Origin of the sequence: Streptomyces sp. NPDC007991 (genome assembly GCF_042958445.1) — a bacterium.
Taxonomy (GTDB): Bacteria; Actinomycetota; Actinomycetes; order Streptomycetales; family Streptomycetaceae; genus Streptomyces.
In genome coordinates, this window is the sequence record NZ_JBIBJD010000009.1 from 375,078 (window position 1) to 388,162 (window position 13,085).

Here is a 13,085-nt window from a genome sequence, read left to right on the forward strand (position 1 = left end):
ACGTGCGGCGGTCGTCAGACCGCCGGCGCCGCGAGGTCACGCAGGACCTCTTCGAGCAGGGAACAGAACCTGCTGACTTCGTCGGAGGTGTTGAAGTAGTGCACGGAGGCCCGCAGCACGCTGGGCAGCCGGCGGGCGGTCATGTCCACACAGGCGGTGTGGGCGAGGCAGTTCCACACGTTCGCCCCGCGGGCGAGCAGCGCCTCCCTGGCCGCCGTGTGGTCGCGCCCCTCGGTCACGAAGCTCACCAGTCCGCTGAGTTCGGTGCCCTCGTCCACGACCCGCACCCCGGGCACGGCGGCGAGCGCGGTGCGCAGCTCGGCGGCGAGCCCGGCGGTGCGCCGCCAGCTGCGCTCGATCGACCAGTCGAGGGCGTAGTCGACGGCGACGCCGAGCCCGATCTTGGCGGCGGTGTTGGTCTCCCAGCTCTCGAACCGCCGTGCCCCCTCGGCGAACTCGTAGCGGCTGCCGCCGAGCCAGCGGGCGCCGTCGAGGGTCGCGGTGACCGGCTCCACGCGCTGCACGCAGTCGGCACGGGCGTAGAGGAAACCGGTGCCGCGCGGACCGCGCAGGTACTTGCGGCCGCTGGCCGCCAGGAAGTCGCAGCCGACCCGCTGTACGTCGATGGGGATCTGCCCGACCGACTGGCAGGCGTCGACGAGGGAGAGAGCGGAGACCTCCCGTGCCGCCGCGCAGATGTCGGCTATCGGGTTGACCAGCCCGCCGTGCGTGGGCACATGCGTGGCCACGACGAGCCGCACCCGGTCGTCGAGGCTCTGCCGCAGCGCCTCCACGTCGACCCGGCCGCTCGCGTCGTTCTCCATCACCTCGACGACGGCGCCGGTGCGCCGGGCGACCTGGAGCAGGGCGAGATGGTTGCCGCCGTACTCCATGGAGGAGGCCAGGATCCGGTCGCCCGGTTTGAGCGGCACGGAGTAGAAGGCCTCGTTCCAGGCGTGCGCGCCCCCGTTGAGGAACGCGATGTCCAGCGCGTCGCAGTTCAGCAGCCGCGCGACGGCGTCGTACACCCGGTTCGCGGCCTCGCTGTCCCGTTCGGCCGCCTCGTAGCTGCCCAGTTGGGTCTCGGCCCACAGGTGCCGGGTCATCGCGTCGACCACCGGCACGGGCATCAGGGAGGCGCCGGCGTTGTTGAAGTGGATCACCCGCTTCGCCCCCGGCGTCTCCCGCCTGGCCCGCTCCACGTCGAACGGCTCCCCGGCTGGCTCGGCGGGAACGGGCCGTGATGTCCTGGTCGCGGGCCCCGTACCCGCGGCCCGGCGCTCCGCCCGGTCGGCGCGCAGCCCCCGCATACCTGCCCCGATCAGTCCGACGAGGCGTCGCTCGTGCTCACGGATGTAGAAGTGGCCGCCCGGGAACATCCGGGCCTCGAACGCGGCGCTGGTGAAGCGGCGCCAGCCGTTCAGCAGCGGCTCGTCGACCATCGGGTCGGCCGTTCCCCCGTACGCCGTGATGGGGCACGGGAGGGGCTCTGCGCCCTGGTGGCGGTAGGTCTCGCAGAGGGTGAAGTCCGCGCGCAGGATGGGCAGGAACAGCTGGGTCAGCTCCGGGTTCGCCAGGAGCACGTCGAGCTGGTCGTCGGTGTCCCGCAACGACTCGACGAACGCCCGGTCGTCCAGGTTGTGCCGCACCCGGGCCCGGCTCATCCGGTCCGGCGGATGCAGTCCGGAGACGAACAGCCGCCCGGGCAGGGCCCGTTGCTCGGCACGCAGCCTGAGGCACACCTCGTACGCGAGCAGGGCGCCCATGCTGTGCCCGAAGAACGCGAACGGCAGCTCCGGCTGCTCGGCCAGGACCGGGACGAAGGCGTCCACCACCTCCTCCACGGTGCTCAACAGCGTCTCGCTCAGCCGCTCCTCGCGGCCGGGCAGCTGTACGGCGCACAGGTCGATGCCGGGCTCCAGCGCCTCGCCCCACTTCCGGTAGGCGGAGGCACCCCCGCCGCCGAACGGGAAGCAGTACAGCCGGGCCCGTACCGGCTGCACCGGCGTGCTGAATCTGCGGATCCAGGCGTCATGCGACCGGGACTCGATCACCGTCTCCCCTGTGGTGTCACCGCCCACCGGACCGTCTCCCCTCACCGTCCCCACGACGGGCTCAGGGAGATGTCTCGGCCATCCTGGCCACGAGGCTGAGCGGACGCAGATCCGTCCAGTGCTGCTCCACGTAGTCCAGGCACGCCTGCCGCGTCTCCTCTCCGAAAACGCGGGTCCAGCCTTCCGGAACCGCCACGAACGACGGCCACAGCGAGTGCTGGCCCTCCTCGTTGACCAGCACGAGAAACCGGCCGTCTTCGTCGTCGAACGGATTGGTCATGACAGCACTCCTTTCGTCGGTGCCAATAACACCCCGACAACAGCCGTGGCCAGCACCGCTGTCAGCAAGCTGCCAGACGATTGACCGCCCTTAATGGGCCGGGACACCATCGCTGCGGCCACACAGCGGTGGACGGGAGCAAGGCGGTCGCAGGAGCTGAGGGAATCATGGCAGTGCATCAGGGAACGGAAGGCGGCAGTTCACTCACTGCCGACCGGCGCGAATTGGAGAACCGGCTCGGTAATCTCCAGGAAGCACTCGACGAACTACCCGAAAGGCCCGATCGATCCAGTGAGCAGGAGCGGGTCGCCGGTGAATTGAAGGGCACCGCGCGCATCCTCCGCCGGCGCTTTCTGCGCCGGCACGCCGAGGCGGTGTACGAGGAGCTGACGGACGGCCTGACGCGCTCGCCGCGCCTGACCGAGCTGGCACGTCTGGGTGCGGAGCGGTTTCCGCAGCTGGTGCCCGATCCGCCCCGGCTGAAGCAGGACGCGGTGCGGCAGCAGCGTCACAAGGACGGCCTGGAGATCGATCTGGGCATTTTCTACGGCGAGTTGCTGCATCATCCGAGAAGCGGTCGGCACCTTGTGCAGAGCATGACGGAGCCGACCGCGGAAGCGCTCTCCAGGGTGGCGGAATTCCGCCGCACGGGCACTGTCGACCTGGGGCCCGTCGCGGTCCGCAGGGACGGCAGCGTCGGACTGGTCACCTTCCAGAACAAGCGTTTCCTCAACGCCGAGGACAATGACACCGCGACCGCCCTGGAAATCGCCGTGGATCTGGTCCTGCTGGACGACGCCATCGAGGTGGGAATTCTCCGCGGCGATGTCATGGACCACCCCAAGTGGGCCGGGCAGCGCATCTTCGGCGCGGGCATCAATCTGAGCGCCCTGTACGAGGGTGACATTTCCCTCGTCGACTTCTTCCTCAACCGTGAACTCGGGGCACTGCACAAGATCTTCCGTGGGCATCCGCTGGACCGGGAGTCGGACGACGACCTGGCCGAGCGCAGGGAGAAGCCCTGGATCTCCGTGGTCGACAACTTCGCCATCGGCGGCGCCTGCCAGACGCTGCTGGTGACCGACCGGGTCGTGGCGGACGACACCTCGTACTTCAATCTGCCGGCCGGCCGTGAGGGCATCGTGCCCGGCTGCGGGGTGCTGCGGCTGCCGCGGTTCCTCGGCGAGGGACTCGCCCGCCAGACCATCTTCAGCTCCCTCGACATCCCCTCGAACACCCCCGAGGGCCGCATGCTCGTCTCCGACGTCGCTCCGGCCGACGCCCTGGACGGCGTCGTGCAGCGCGCCGCAGCCGACTTCCTCGACTGCGGCCCGGTCGGCGTGTGCGCCAACCGGCGGGCCATGCGGGCCGGTCAGGAGCCGCTGGACGCGTTCCGCCGCTACATGGCCACGTACGCGCTCGACCAGGCCGTGTGCATCCACAGCAAGGAAGTCATCGCCAATCTGGAACGGACGTGGGGCGACAAGCTGGCCGCCCGTGCCACGATGAAGGGAATCACCACATGAGCGAACGGCCGGCCTACGTCGAGCTGCCCTCCTACCAGGACGGGGGCACGGCACTCTGGGCCTATCTGCGTGAACTGCGCCACCAGGGACCGGTGTTCCACGACGAGCGCACCGGGGTCTACCACCTGTTCGGCTACGCGGAGGTGCAGCGGGCCCTGCTGGACGTGGCCTCCTTCCGTTCGGACATGAGCGAGATCATGCCCCTGCAGACCTTCAGCAAGGGCAACCTGGTCCAGACGGATCCGCCGCGCCACCGTGAGCTGCGCACCCTGCTCAACGAGGCGTTCGCCGCGCGGACCAAGACCTTCATGGACAGCAGGATCGCGGAGATCATCCATGAGCTGCTGGACGAGATCGCCGACCAGGACAGCTTCGACCTGACCGAGCAGCTCACCTACCCGCTGCCCATCACGGTCATCGCGGAGCTGCTCGGCGTGCCCGGTTCGGACCGCGAGCTGTTCCGCAAGTGGGCCGACGACATGTTCTCGCTCAGCTTCGACACCGCCTTCGACCCCGAGCTGCCCAAGGCCATCGACGCCGCGGCCCAGCCGATGATCGAGTATCTGCACGAGCACGTCAGGGACCGCCGCAAGCGGCGCCGTGAGGACCTGATCAGCGACCTGGTGGCCGCTCGCGTCGAGGGCAAGGGCCTGGACGACGAGGAGGCGGTCTCCTTCTCCGCGATCCTGCTGCTGGCCGGTCACATCACGACGACGCTGATGCTGGGCAACGCCGTGATCGCGCTCGACGAGAACCCGGACGTCAACGCGGCCCTGCGGGCGGACCGTTCGGGCTTCACCGGTTTCATCGAGGAGGTGCTGCGCTGCCGCACCCCGTTCACCCAGCTGACCCGGATGACCAACAAGGACGTCGACTTCGACGGTCATGTCATCCCGGCCGGGCGGATGGTGGCGCTGTGGCTGGCGGCGGCCAACCGGGACGAGAGCCGCTTCGCCTCCCCGGACACCTTCGACCCGCGCCGCCAGCCCAACCAGCACCTCAGCTTCGGCCACGGCATCCACTTCTGCCTCGGTGGTCCGCTGGCGCGGCTGGAGACGCGGATCGCGATGGACATCCTGTTCGACGAGTTCTCGGAGATACGCCTGGATCCCGCGCAGAGCCCGGAGTTCTTCGCGGCGCCCGGCGCGCTGGGCCCGCGCCGGCTGCCCGTCGTCGTCAAGCGGTCCTGAACTCCGCCCCCCCGCACAGCGACGGGCCCCGGCCGGAAGGCCGGGGCCCGTCCCCGTGTCGCGGGCCGTACGACGCTGTGGGCCCGGACACCGTAGTGGTGTCCGGGCCCACAGCGTCGTACGACGGCGCTCCGCCTCAGGGTCCTGGCACCGGGTCCCCCTCGGCGGCGGGCACCGGCGCGGCGTCGTTGCGGGCCCCGCCCCAGCGGCGCTCCGTCTCCCGGTGGATGTGCCAGATGTCGTCCTCGCCGAGCAGTACGGAGACCACTCCGGGGAACGCCTCCTCGAAGTAGATGTACGGCTTGCGGTTGTCGATGCGCGGCGAGTGGTAGTCCAGCTTGTCCGCCATGCCGTGCGCCCGGGTGACCGGGGTGGCGGGGTGGTAGGTGAGGATGTTGGGGCTGGCCAGGTCGATGAGCCCGTCGTCGATGAGCAGCCCGACCTCGCGGATGGTCTCGTCGATACTCTCCCGGGTCTCCCCGTCCAGGCCGAACAGCACAGATGTGCCCACCCGCATCCCGCTCCGCTTGACCAGCGAGACCGCTTCCCTGACCTTGTCCCGCCAGGTCCTCCCGGTGTCCCGGCGGAGGTTCTTGTGGATGTGCGTCATGACCTGGTCCGACATGCTCTCGATGCCGATGTAGACATAGCTGCACCCGGCGTCCCGCATCTTCCCGAGAATCACCTCGGAATCGCCCCTCGAATGCAGCGACATCACGGTTTCCACGGTCAGTTGAGCGCCCCATTGCAGCGCGTTCAGACGCTCCATGTCGGCGGGCTCGGAAAGGTGCCTGCCATAACGCTGGTCGAGTATCTCCCAGGGCGTGCGGCGCAGCCTCGCCAGTTCGTCGCAGAAGTCCTCGATATCGCGGAACCGGCCGGTCCAGAACACCGAGTCGTCGAAGAACAGCGACTCCGCGCCGTAACTCACGTACTCGCATATCCGCTCCACGGCCCGGCTCACCGCATCGTCCTTGAACCGCTTGAGCGGCGTGAGCCGGGACGACTCCGAGCAGAAATTGCAGTGGTACGGGCAGGCGTTGGAGACCATGAAGTGCGCGGTGCGCAGCCCCTGTCCGGTCTCCGGGTCGGTGAAGATCGGGAAGCGGGAGCGGATGGCGAATGCCTCGTACGGGGCGGGCAGCGTGCCGAGGTCGAGCGGTCCGCCGTGCAGCGGGACGGCGTCGATGCCGCCGGCCGCGGCCAGGGCGACCAGCGCCCGGCCCGGCCCCGGCCCCTCGTCGGCCAGCAGCCCCTGCAGACAGGGCAGCACCTGCGCCGGGTCCACCCAGCGCCGGTCCAGGTCGACGGCGAGTGCCAGCGCCCGCATGAGCAGATCGACGGCGTGATAGGCCTCGCCGCTGACGACGGCGTCCACGACCCGGGGCGCCCGGCCCTGCCCCATGACGGCGAGCGGGCTGCTCGGCTTGAGCAGCAGCGTGCCCCCGTCGGGGCTGAGAATCGTCGTCTCGTCCACGTGCCGGCCGCCGAACACCACGAAGACCTCGGGCAGTTCGCGCTTGGCCAGCTCGGCCAGCTGCAGCGCGTAGCGGTGACCCGGCGAGACCGTGCTGATCAGCACGGCTCGCGGCCGCACCTCGCGCAGCAGGCCGGTCCAGCGGGCGCGGGCCGTGTCGTCCCAGACCCGGGGGTCGAACACCGTCTGATCGGTGTTCGGCCGCTCGCCGTAGGGCCGGTAGCCGTCGCCGCCGGCCGACAGCCGGTACTCCTTGCCGGGGAAGCGGGTCCACTCGGGGGCGAGGTCGGTGTAGTGCGACGCCTTCTCCAACGGCCCGGCGTCCGCCACCGCGCGGTGGACGGCGACGCTCAGCGCCGCGTAGAGGCACATGGGGTCGCCGGGATAGGTGATCTCTCCCTCCGACTGGGTCATCACCGGTGCCAGCACCGAGAGAACCGGGAAATAGCGGGTCTCGTCCTCGGGTCGTTCGAGCCGCTCCGCCAGTTCTTTTCTCCGGGCTTGTCTGCGCTCGCGGAACAGTGTCAGATCCGAGGCATTTACCGGCTCATGTATTCGGGTTTCCCCGTTCCTGCCATAAACCTGCTCGACAGCGTGCGTGACCACCAGTCCTCCGGATTCCGAGCCATCACTCCTGGGTGCCGGTGCCCCAGCGTCCAGGAAAAGACGACCCGGAACCGCGAGCTGTCCATAAGCTGACAATGAACCTGATCACGAGTTCCGGTGACCGCGCACTGCCGAGTCCATGCGCTGCAGAATCTCCTCGAGAATCCGCGGGGACGTACCGAAGTTGAGGCGTACGAACCCCTCGCCCTCCGGTCCGAAGGACGGCCCGGAGAACAGCAGCACCCCGGCCTCGTCGCGGAAGAACGGCATCGGGTCCTCCCCGAGGCCGAGCGCCCGGCAGTCCAGCCAGGCCAGGAAGGTGGCTTCCGGGGTGTGGCACCGCACGCCGGGCGGGAGGCTTTCCAGGAGCCGGCCGCGGTGGTGCGCCAGCACCCGCAGGACCTGGTCGAGCCAGTCGTCGCCCGCCGTCCACGCCGCCTTCAGCGCCTCCACCGCGAACACACTCACCTGGCCGTAGAGCAGGCCCTGTTGGCCGTCGACGGCGTCGCGCACCGCCCGCGGCCCGATGTGCGCCACGGCGCAGCGCACGCCCGCGAGGTTGAACGCCTTGCTGCCCGAGGTGAGGGTGATGGTGCGGGCGGCCACTTCGGGACCGAGCGAGGCGAAGGGGACGTGCCGGTGCGGTGCGTGGACCAGGTCGGCGTGCACCTCGTCGGAGACGACGAGCAGGTCCCGATCGAGCGCGAACGCGGCGAGTTCCTCCAGCTCCGCGCGGCGCAGCACCCGTCCCGTGGGGTTGTGCGGGTTGACGAGGAAGAGCACCCGGGTGCGGCCCGCGGCGTCGGCCGCCTCCTTCATCGGCGCGAGAGGGAACTCCCAGCCGTGCTCCGACTCGTGCACCGGCACGGTCAGCGGCCGTCTGCCGAGGCGGGCGATGACGTCGACGAAGGGCGGGCAGGCCGGGGTGTGCAGCAGCACTCCGTCGCCGGGGTCCGTGGCCGACCTCAGCACGGCCGACAGGGCCTGGTTGATGTCGGTGAACAGGCGTACATGCGTCGGGTCGGGTGCGTGCCCGTGACGCCGCAGCATCCGCTCGGCGAAGACCTCCCCCAGGGGCCCGCCCCGGCTCTCGTCGAACCACACGGGATACCCGAGGTCGCCCCGCGTGCGCCGCAGCACGGCCTCCCGGATCACGTCCGCGACGGGGAAGTCCATGTCCGCGACCCAGGCGGCGAGCGTGTCCCGCCCCGCGACGGCCCATTTCTCCCCGTCGCGCCGCCGCAGGTCGGCAACGCCGGGAAAGGCGGAAAGGGGCCGAGCAGGACCCCGCCTCGCGTCCATGACCATCGTGCCGCCCCTTCGCCTCGCGTTCGTGGATCCCCGGCCTCGGGGGCCGGCCGCAGGGCATGGCACCACACGGTCACCGCGCGCCGGTGACTTTGGCCGGAACATGCCGACCTGGTGGCGCCGCCGCCGGCTTCCGGCGCTCTTCCCCGCTCCTGGGAGGTGCCCGTCGCACTGCGGATAGCATCGGAGTTCCGGCATGGCTCCCAGCAGAGGCGACGATCATGGATCCGGCCGCAGGGTCTCCCACCGCAGCAAGCATCGGCCTGCGTCAGTTGCTGATGGTGCTGGGTGATTCGCTGGTGGAGGTGCAGGCCGCCCCCGCCGGGCTGGACGTCGAGATCCGCGGGGTCTCGCTGCTCGACCCCGAGGACCCGCCGACCGCACAGCCGGGCGAGCTGGTCCTGGTGATCGGTGCCCGTGGCCGGGCCGCCTTTCCCGCGCTGCGGGCCGCCGGGCGGGACGGAGCCGCCGCCGTCGTGGTCAAGCTGGACGGGCCCGGCCAGGCCGCGGCGCTCAGCGAGACCGCCGCCGAGGCCGGGGTCGCCCTGCTCTCGCTGCGCAGCGAAGCTCGCTGGGAGCAGGTGAACGCACTGGCCCGGGCCGCCCTCGACGACGCGCCGCCGGGCGAGCCCGGCATGGGGGCCGAGGAGGGCGACCTGTTCTCGCTGGCGCAGACCACCGCCATCCTCACCAGCGGCATCGTCAGCATCGAGGACGCCGCGAACCGGGTGCTGGCCTACTCCCGCACCACCGACTCCGACGAGGCGGACGACCTGCGCCGGCGCTCCATCCTCGGCTGGCAGGGGCCGGAGGGGTATCTGGCGAAGCTGCGCGAGTGGGGGGTGTTCCAGCATCTGCACTCCAGCGACGAGGTGATCGGCATCGACAGCCACCCCGAGCTGGGCATCCGCCGCCGGCTCGCGGTGGCCATCCGGTCCGGGGACCGGCAGCTGGGCACCATCTGGGTGCAGGAGGGCTCGATCCCCCTGTCCGACCGCTCGCGCCAGGCTCTGCTGGGCGCCGCCCGGGTCGCGGCGCTCCATCTCGTACGCCGTCGCCGGGAGCTCTCGGACGATGTGACGCTCACCCGGACCCTGCTGGCCGGACTCCTGGACGGCAGCACCGGACCGCAGCCCCTGGCCACTCACCTGGGATTCGACGCCACCCGCCCGGCCGCCGTGCTGGGTTTCTCGCACGGGACCACAGAGGCGTACGGGACGGAAGAGACGGCGTACGAGGCCCCGGGAGGCGTCGCCGCACCGGAACTGACCCACTCCGAGGTCACCAACCTGGTCTCCGTGCACATCGCCGCCCGGCACCGCAGCGCCCTGGTCACCCAGGTCGATCCCCGGATCTACGTACTGCTGCCCCAGCTGCCCCGGGGCGTCGACACGGACACGCTGCGCGGCTGGACCCAGGAGATCACCGACGCCGCGCGCCGCCACCTGGGCCTGCCCCTGCGCGGCTCGGTCGGCTGCCTGGTGCCGGGGCTCGGGGACGTCCCCGAGTCACGCCGGGAAGCCGACCGCATCCTCGACGCCATGGTGAGCGCCGGAGTGAGCGTCGCGGTCGCCGCGCTGCCGGACATCCAGGCGGAGGTGCTGGTCAGCGAGATACTGACGCTGCTCTCCGCCCGCCCCGAGATCCGGGACCCCCGGCTGACCGCCCTGGTCTCGCACGACAGCCGGCACCAGGGCCGGCTCGCCGAGACGCTCCTGACGTACCTGAACTCCTTCGGTGACATCCGGGCAGCGGCCGCACAGCTCCATGTGCACCCCAACACGCTGCGGTACCGCCTGCGCCGGGCCGAGCAGCTGACCGGTCTCGATCTCAGCCGTCCCGACCAGCGCCTGCTGGCCATGCTCCAGCTGCGGCTGCCGCCCATCGGCTGACCGGGTTCCGCATTGGCCGGTCCTACAGCCATCGAGCCCGAGTTTGTTCAGCCTTCACAAACATTTGGCCCCATGAGCCCCCATACGCTTGCGCAAATCCATTTCCGCAAGTGATGCGGCCCCCTCCCACGAGGAGACGGAGCGAAACGCGGACGTGCGGTGACGAACCCCTCACCAGCACGGCATCCGGATTCCGCGCACCGCACCGTGAACGCTTCCGGGAATCGTCGGTGCCCCGGCCGTCCCTTCCGACGCACAGCACGGCACTCCCAACGAACCCATGGATGTCGACATGACTACACGTCCCCCCGATTCACTGGCCCCCGACACCGCCCACCCCACCGGTGGTCAGCCTCCGGAGCAGCAGGCGGGCCTGCGGGCCGGTCTCAAGAACCGCCATCTGTCCATGATCGCCATCGGCGGCGTGATCGGTGCCGGTCTCTTCGTGGGCTCCGCCTCCGGTATCGCCGCCGCCGGGCCCGGCATCCTGGTGTCCTACGCACTGGTCGGCGCCCTCGTCGTCTTCGTGATGCGGATGCTCGGCGAGATGGCCGCGGCCAACCCGACCTCCGGGTCCTTCTCGGCCTACGCGGACCGCGCGCTCGGCCGCTGGGCCGGGTTCTCGATCGGCTGGCTGTACTGGTTCTTCTGGGTCGTCGTACTCGCCGTGGAGGCGACCGCGGGCGCGGTCATCCTGGAAGGGTGGGTGCCGTCCGTACCGCAGTGGGCCTGGGCCCTGATCGTGATGACGGTCCTCACCGCCACGAACCTGGCCTCGGTCGGCTCCTTCGGCGAGTTCGAGTTCTGGTTCGCCGGCATCAAGGTCGTCGCCATCACGGGCTTCATCGTCCTCGGCGGGCTGGCGATCTTCGGTGTGCTGCCCGGCTCCGACCACGCCGCGACGGGCTTCGGGAACCTCACCGGGCACGGCGGTTTCCTGCCGAACGGGCCGGGAGCGATCCTCACCGGCATCCTGCTGGTCGTCTTCTCCTTCATGGGCAGTGAGATCGTCACCCTCGCCGCCGGTGAGTCCTCGGACGCGCGGCGAGCGGTGGCCAAGGCCACCAGGAGCGTGATCTGGCGGGTCGGCGTCTTCTACGTCGGGTCGATCCTCGTCGTCGTCGCCCTGCTGCCGTGGAACGACCCCGCGATCGAGAAGAAGGGCTCCTACGTGGCGGCCCTCGACTCGATCGGCATCCCGCACGCCGGCGAGATCATGAACTTCATCGTGCTGACCGCCGTGCTGTCCTGTCTCAACTCGGGCCTGTACACCGCCTCCCGGATGGCCTTCTCCCTCGGGCAGCGCGGCGACGCCCCGCGGTCCTTCGCGCGGACGAACACCCGAGGCGTCCCGCAGGCCGCGATCCTGGCCTCCGTGGTCTTCGGCTTCGTGGCGGTCGCCTTCAACTACCTGTGGCCGGACACGGTCTTCCAGTTCCTGCTGAACTCCTCGGGTGCCGTCGCGCTCTTCGTGTGGCTGGTCATCTGCTTCTCGCAGCTGCGGATGCGGGGGATCATCCTGCGCGAGAGCCCGGACAAGCTCGTCGTCCGGATGTGGCTGTTCCCCTATCTGACCTGGGCGACGATCGCGATGATCACGTTCGTGCTGCTCTACATGCTCACCGACGACAAGGAGGGCGGCGGCCGCAGCCAGGTGCTGCTGTCGGTGCTCGTCGCCGCGCTGGTGATCGCGATCTCGCTGGTCCGGGAGCGGACCCGCCGGAAGGACACCGCGGAGCCGGTCGCGCCGCGGTAGCCGTCCCCGAGAGCCCCGGGCCGGACCCGTTCCGTCCCGGGGCTCTCGGCGTTCAGCGGCCGGTCTCCCGTTCCACCGGCAGCCACAGCTCGGCGTCCGCCGTCGTCCCGTCCGGCGAGAGGGTGGTCCGCAGGATCTCGGGGCCGGGGCGGCCGCGGTACGGGTTGGACGGGAACCACTCGGTGAACACGTCCCGCCACAGCTCCTGGATGGCCCGCGGTGCCGGGCCGGAGGTGGTGAAGACCGCCCAGGTGCCGGGCGGCACCGGCAGGGTGGCGGTGCCCGCGGGGGCGCCGGCCGGGGCGGGCGCCGTGGTGAGCGCCGCCTGGTAGTAGTCGAGTTCGGTGCCCTCGGCGCGGCTCGGATCCAGGTCGTCGCAGACCGCGACTATGCCGTGCGGCTCCAGGTCCGAGAGCTTCCCGAGCTGCTCCAGGGCCTGCTTGTCGAGCCCCCGGACGAAGTCGATGATCGCCTGGTTCGGGCCCGAGTGCACGAGCGGTACCCGGGTCTTGAAGCCGGTGACGGTGAAGGCCGGACGGTCCACCACTCGGTAGTGCATGCTGCTGCTCCCTTCGACGGTGAGGCGGAAGGTCAGCCGGGGCTGGGAGACCAGCGCGGCGCCGGTGCGCCGGGCCTCGCCCGGACCCACGCCGTGCATCGCGCGAAAGGCCCGTGCGAACGCCTCGCCCGAGCCGTAGCCGTAGCGCACCGCGATCTCCAGCAGTGTCGCCTCGCCCGCGAGCACCTCCGCGCCCGCGACCGTCAGCCGGCGGCGGCGGATGTACTCCGACAGGGGCATGCCTGCCAGCGCGGAGAACATCCGGCGCAGGTGGTACTCCGACGTGGTCGCGATCCGCGCCAGTGAGGTGCCGTCCACCGACCCGTCGAGATGGCGCTCGATGTGCTCCATCGCCTGGTTGAGCCGCTCCAGCACGCCCGGCTCCTTCCTCTTTCGTGATCACCACGCTAGGCGGCGCGCACCCCGCCGCACCCGAC

Annotated in this window: 9 protein-coding genes; 4 read left to right on the forward strand and 5 right to left on the reverse strand. The window is 70.5% G+C overall.

The annotated features are described in order from the left end of the window. Positions 1 to 14: 14 nt before the first annotated feature. On the reverse strand, positions 15 to 2,081 hold the full coding sequence (locus ACFZDA_RS26985; RefSeq protein ID WP_391086310.1) for an aminotransferase class V-fold PLP-dependent enzyme: 2,067 nt from the start codon (positions 2,079 to 2,081) through the stop codon (positions 15 to 17). 34 nt (positions 2,082 to 2,115) lie between these two features. Then, a complete protein-coding gene (locus ACFZDA_RS26990; protein ID WP_391086312.1) occupies positions 2,116 to 2,334 on the reverse strand; it encodes an MbtH family NRPS accessory protein in 219 nt (72 codons plus the stop codon). A 167-nt stretch (positions 2,335 to 2,501) separates the two neighbouring features. Between ACFZDA_RS26990 and ACFZDA_RS26995 the strand changes: the two genes are divergently transcribed. Continuing rightward, positions 2,502 to 3,860 carry an enoyl-CoA hydratase-related protein gene (locus ACFZDA_RS26995; RefSeq protein ID WP_391086314.1) on the forward strand — a complete coding sequence of 453 codons (1,359 nt, stop codon included), beginning with the start codon at positions 2,502 to 2,504 and terminating at the stop codon, positions 3,858 to 3,860. Continuing rightward, positions 3,857 to 5,050 (forward strand): cytochrome P450, encoded by a 1,194-nt coding sequence (locus ACFZDA_RS27000; RefSeq protein ID WP_391086316.1) that lies wholly within the window; start codon positions 3,857 to 3,859, stop codon positions 5,048 to 5,050. Before ACFZDA_RS26995 ends, ACFZDA_RS27000 begins: the two co-directional genes overlap by 4 nt. Before the next feature lie 136 nt (positions 5,051 to 5,186). Here the strand turns inward: ACFZDA_RS27000 and ACFZDA_RS27005 are convergent, their stop codons facing one another. Together ACFZDA_RS27005 and ACFZDA_RS27010 are read right to left on the reverse strand one after the other, a co-directional pair. Continuing rightward, entirely contained in the window at positions 5,187 to 6,941 is a 1,755-nt protein-coding gene (locus tag ACFZDA_RS27005) for a radical SAM protein (protein ID WP_391086318.1), read from the reverse strand. A 297-nt stretch (positions 6,942 to 7,238) separates the two neighbouring features. Further along, entirely contained in the window at positions 7,239 to 8,435 is a 1,197-nt protein-coding gene (locus ACFZDA_RS27010) for an aminotransferase class I/II-fold pyridoxal phosphate-dependent enzyme (RefSeq protein WP_391086320.1), read from the reverse strand. Positions 8,436 to 8,662: 227 nt separating this feature from the next. On the opposite strand from ACFZDA_RS27010, the gene ACFZDA_RS27015 reads away from it, so the two are divergent. Both ACFZDA_RS27015 and ACFZDA_RS27020 read left to right on the forward strand, forming a co-directional pair. Next, the gene (locus ACFZDA_RS27015; RefSeq protein ID WP_391086322.1) at positions 8,663 to 10,333 is read left to right on the forward strand and encodes a helix-turn-helix domain-containing protein; all 1,671 of its coding nucleotides are present in this window, start codon (positions 8,663 to 8,665) and stop codon (positions 10,331 to 10,333) included. Between the two features lie 292 nt (positions 10,334 to 10,625). Continuing rightward, positions 10,626 to 12,089: an amino acid permease gene (locus ACFZDA_RS27020; protein WP_391086325.1), complete on the forward strand. Its 1,464-nt coding sequence runs from the start codon at positions 10,626 to 10,628 to the stop codon at positions 12,087 to 12,089. A gap of 52 nt (positions 12,090 to 12,141) precedes the next feature. On the opposite strand, the gene ACFZDA_RS27025 is transcribed toward ACFZDA_RS27020, so the two are convergent. Continuing rightward, the gene (locus tag ACFZDA_RS27025; RefSeq protein WP_391086327.1) at positions 12,142 to 13,023 is read right to left on the reverse strand and encodes a helix-turn-helix domain-containing protein; all 882 of its coding nucleotides are present in this window, start codon (positions 13,021 to 13,023) and stop codon (positions 12,142 to 12,144) included. Positions 13,024 to 13,085 lie beyond the last annotated feature (62 nt).